Raw genomic sequence first — 4,604 nt, 5'->3', positions numbered from 1 at the left:
CAAGTATTCTTTAACTTTCAACCTTTAGTTACAATTAATCTAATCTAGTAAAGGAGATTAATGACAAGAACAATAATAAATTAATGGAGTTGAGGTGTTTTTGAAAAAAATATGGTGTTCTGCGACAGCACAATTCATTTTAAAAACTGTACTTTATTTGATTATTTTTTTAGGAGTCATATATTTATATAGCTATAGTGGTGTAGGGCAGCCAAAATTTATTTACAACGAATTCTGATTTTTCACAGGACTTGAATATTTTGTTGATGGAAGTGAACGTTATGCAACGAGTAAGAAGTATTTTAGAGCAAATAGATCAGTGGGGAGAACAGACACCAGATAGGATCGTTTATGATTACCTTGGACAACAATTTACTTATCCCTGAATTATGCATATCTTTTCCTAAACCTTAACGAGAATGCTGCTACACCATAGTTTTATCTTTGATTGAGGGTTTCACCAAAATGGTGTACCAAAAAAGCACCTTCCGTGTTATTGTTATAGCGACCAAACAATAACGAACACAGGAGATGCCTCATGACTAACTTACACGAACCCCAACTGCGATTCAACCCTAAAATCAAAATTAAGACTGATGATGTTCAACTTTCAAATAACGCAGGCCTGTTGTTTTACGCCGAATTTAAGCACGCAGCTGGTCTTGACCAAATTATTGATCAAGCGGCGGCACAATTAAGCGAAAAACGTATTGGCCCTCATTATTCTAAAACTAGCTTACTCAATCAAATGCTGGAACTGAATATTGCCGGTTACGGCAATGATGTCGCGGCCGACGCGCTACAACGACCCAGTCATGAAACAGGTCCATGGGACGACTGATTTAGCACCACAACCGACTATTTCTCGTTTTTTAAGTGCGCTAACTTGTGATGATGTTCTGCACTTGAACCGTTTGATTTTAACCTTGGCGCTCGATTATATCAGGACTAACCATATTGACACGGTCATGCTTGATGTTGATTCGACGCATTGTGATATCTTTGGTCATCAAGAAGCTGCTAGTTTCAATGCGCATTATGGGGTTACTGGTTTCCATCCGCTAGTGGCCTATATCGCGCAGCTGAATTTGCTTTTAGGAATCAAGCAACGTCCAGGCAATCAGTACACCAGCACTGGTGTCAAAGAATTCTTAGCCCCGACCTTCGCGCTTTTTGCGAATTGCCGTTTGATGTTCAGTTGATTTTACGCGGTGATAGTGGTTTTGCGACGCCTGAGCTTTATACGCTCTGCGAATTTTATGATGTAAAATATGTGATCCGCCTGAAGCGAAACGCCGCTTTAGACCAACTAGCTGATGAATTCACACCAGTAGTGCCCAAGCATTTTGATCAGAATTCGGTCATCTATGGTGAATTCAACTACGCGGCCAAGAGCTGGTCGATTAATCGGCGCGTCCTAGTAAAATCGACGCATCAAGTAGGCGAACTATTCTTTGAACGGCAATATGTGGTCACTAATATGACTGAAGCCGGGGTCAAATTATTGTACTTAGCCTATCAAAAGCGTGGGGCCATGGAAAACCTGATCAAAGAAAGTAAAGCAGGCTTTTTTATGGATAAGACGAATAGCCACAGCTTTACTGCCAATGCTGCGCGGGCAACCATCAGCGGCATTGCCTATAACTTGATTGCCTTGATGAAGTTAATGGCCTTACCAAAAGAGCAGCGCAACACGACCATTAGTACACTACGCTTTCAAATCTTTCACGTTGCTGGAAAACTAGCCCGTCACGCCGGAAAAATAATCATTCATCTGGCGCAAAGCAACGTCTTTAGCCAGCAGATCGAAGCCTTATTAGCTAACATTCACACGTTAAGCCCCCTAGTGACCAACTAAGAAAATAGCGCAGTTACTTTTAAAATTATTGTGTTTGACCAAGGGATTAGTGGCTACTTTTTTGACGCGATCAAGTATGAAAACTAATCAAACTAACTAAATTAAGTCAAACTTGGCTAGTCATGACTAGCCCAAGTCGTGAATATAGAGAAATTACGTAAAACTGATAATTTGGCCAATCAATTTGATGCATATGCATAATTCAGGTAGTATTCAGAAAATCAACTCTGCTTACGAAATTGGTGGTGCCAAAACCGCTAAAAAAACCGTCAGCAAGCTATTAAATATTCCAATTAATTATTATTTAACCTTGAATAAGGGTGGCTTAGCTAAAATTGTCGATGCCGTTGGCGGCGTTACGGTCACGAGTAATCTGACCTTCACCTTTAATAACATTACGATCAAGAAAGGAACCCACCACCTGAACGGTAAGTAAGCCCTCTCCTTTGCCCGGATGCGTTACGACGATCCTAAGGGTGACTACGGGCGGCAATTGCGACAACAACAAGTGATCAAGGCTGTCACCAAGAAACTATTGTCATTAAACGGAGTCGCTAATTATCAAAAGATCCTCAGTGTTGTTCAAAACAACCTACAAACAGATCTTAGTTTTTCTGATATGAAGGGCTTGGCGGCTAATTATCGTTCAGCAGCGACTAACGTGTTCTCTGATCAACTACAAGGTCAAGATGCCTATATCAACGGTAGTTCCTACCAGATTGCTTCAACTAAAGAAATCAATCGCATCTCGAAAAAATTACGTAAACAATTAAACTTAAGTGCTGAAACTGTCAGCAATAAAGAAACCGAGCTAAATAAGGCAAATCCATACTTTGACGGTGTTACAAATACGACATACACGATTTATGGTTCCGATAGTACCGTCGATTATGACACTGGCACCTATAGTGATGGCAGTACCTACAGCAGTAGCGATACTACCAACACTTACGATAATACAACTGGCACTGAAACCAACACAGGTCCGGGTATTCCCAACGGCCAATTTTAACCGAAAAACACGCATAACGGCGTGTTTTTTGTTTATCACACTGTACAAGCGCTTTCTAAACTGCTACGTTAGAGTTAAATCATTATTCGAGGTGATCTAAGTGCAACTAATTAACTATGGCATCATGGGCGCCGCACAAATCGCGCCTCGTTTTATCGCAGGCTTACGTGAAGCTGGAGCTGCACAAGTTTTAGCAATCGGCACACGCAATCTATCTCGTACACAAAAATTTGCCCATGCCAATCAAATTCCGCGGGCGTATGGCAGTTATGCCGAATTAGTCGCTGATCCTGATTTGGATGTAATCTACATTCCCCTTTATAATGGCGGTCACTATGCTGGTGCAAAATTAGCCATTAACCATGGTAAAAGCGTATTGCTGTAAAAGCCGTTCACGCTGACCCTTGATCAAGCCCAAAATTTATTTACTCTAGCTCAACAGCATCAAGTGACATTAATGGCCGCTCAAAAGGCAGTTTTTCTAGCACTGACTCAAAAAATCAAGCAACTGTTGCAGCAAGGTGCGATCGGTGAAGTTAGTTGGATCGATGCCCAAAGTTATCATCCTGGTGGTACTAAAATTGCTTGGTTCCAAGATATTACCGCCGGTGGTGGTGCTTTTCATGGTAGCGCCGCCTACCCGCTAGACTATATTCAATACTTATTAGCGCAACGCTTTACTAGTTATCACGGCCTCTGTCAGCGACAGGCACCAGCAGCTGATCAACAAAGTGATGTGATCCTGCAGACTGAAAAGAATATTTTAGTCCACCTATTCATCACCGCCAAAACACCACTACCTAGCAGAATGATCATTTATGGCAGTCATGGTAAAATCGTGATTCCTGACTACTGGAAGGCCAGCAACGCCACTTTATATGATAATACTGGCCACGCCACTTCGTTACAGGTCACTCAAAATAGCGAATTTGTTTTTGAGATTCAGCACTTTAATCAACTCTGGTCCCAACATCAACTGACTAGCCCAGTTATGACGCCGACACTCACCTGCCACACCGTAGCAATTATCGAAGATTTATACCGCCAATGGACCACAAGTATTTGATTTGAAAAACGCTTTCACAACTGTTATAGTATTAGTGTAACCAATAGTTATGAAGAGGGGTTCATTATGACAACTTACAATTATGACTTTCCAAAATCAAAAGCACAACTCAATCAACTGATTGCCGATATCAGCCAATTAAAGGTCAACGTTCAACAAACACACTGGTATATGCGCGGTGAAAACTTCTTCCGTCTCCATCCGCTGATGGACGAATATGGCGATCAACTAAGCGAACAGCTCGATCAAATTGCAGAACGCTTGATTGCTTTAAACGGCAGCCCACTGGCAACAACTCACGAATTCATTGAAAATACTGGCCTACCAGATGACAAAGTCGCTTTTGATCAATTAACGATGACTGAATTCATGCAACGGCTAGTTGATCAATTCAAGTACCTACGTGACCAATACCAAAAAGGAATCGAAGTTACTGACGAAGAAAAAGACTTCCCAACTCAAGATATGCTTAATGGCTTCAAGGATGAAACCGATAAGAATATTTGGATGATCAGTGCTTATCTAGGCAAAGCACCATTCGCTGACTAATATAAAAGACCATATGGCTATAAACGAGTAGCAATATGGTCTTTTTCTTATGCTGAAAAAATAGCAACCAATAACACGACAATAACTCCCTGAATTATTCACCATAAGTTCTCCAAGCA

General features: G+C 41.2%; 5 protein-coding genes and 2 pseudogenes. All 7 read left to right on the top strand.

Annotated elements, in window-relative coordinates; all coding sequences use genetic code 11:
- Positions 1–94: 94 nt before the first annotated feature.
- The 7 genes and pseudogenes from FC65_RS11595 to FC65_RS08905 all read left to right on the top strand — a co-directional run bounded on the left by FC65_RS11595 (position 95) and on the right by FC65_RS08905 (position 4,485).
- Complete coding sequence (locus FC65_RS11595) at positions 95–238, top strand: teichoic acid D-Ala incorporation-associated protein DltX (RefSeq protein ID WP_191976418.1); 144 nt, start codon at positions 95–97, stop codon at positions 236–238.
- A gap of 300 nt (positions 239–538) precedes the next feature.
- Positions 539–841 (top strand): hypothetical protein, encoded by a 303-nt coding sequence (locus FC65_RS11875; protein ID WP_056972406.1) that lies wholly within the window; start codon positions 539–541, stop codon positions 839–841.
- Positions 780–1,858, top strand: a pseudogene (locus FC65_RS12920) (IS1380 family transposase). Before FC65_RS11875 ends, FC65_RS12920 begins: the two are co-directional and overlap by 62 nt.
- Before the next feature lie 187 nt (positions 1,859–2,045).
- Positions 2,046–2,870 (top strand): annotated as a pseudogene (locus FC65_RS12765) (LCP family protein).
- Positions 2,871–2,970: 100 nt separating this feature from the next.
- A complete protein-coding gene (locus FC65_RS12525) occupies positions 2,971–3,255 on the top strand; it encodes a Gfo/Idh/MocA family oxidoreductase (protein WP_235803117.1) in 285 nt (94 codons plus the stop codon).
- A 72-nt stretch (positions 3,256–3,327) separates the two neighbouring features.
- Positions 3,328–3,936: a Gfo/Idh/MocA family protein gene (locus tag FC65_RS12520; RefSeq protein WP_235803116.1), complete on the top strand. Its 609-nt coding sequence runs from the start codon at positions 3,328–3,330 to the stop codon at positions 3,934–3,936.
- 66 nt (positions 3,937–4,002) lie between these two features.
- Positions 4,003–4,485 (top strand): Dps family protein, encoded by a 483-nt coding sequence (locus FC65_RS08905; protein ID WP_002822190.1) that lies wholly within the window; start codon positions 4,003–4,005, stop codon positions 4,483–4,485.
- The last annotated feature ends 119 nt before the right edge of the window (positions 4,486–4,604 follow it).

It is taken from the genome of Ligilactobacillus acidipiscis DSM 15836, assembly GCF_001435755.1.
Classification (GTDB): domain Bacteria; phylum Bacillota; class Bacilli; order Lactobacillales; family Lactobacillaceae; genus Ligilactobacillus; species Ligilactobacillus acidipiscis.
The sequence above is the reverse complement of the archived record's forward strand: the minus strand, read 5'-3'. Positions and strand labels throughout refer to the sequence as shown.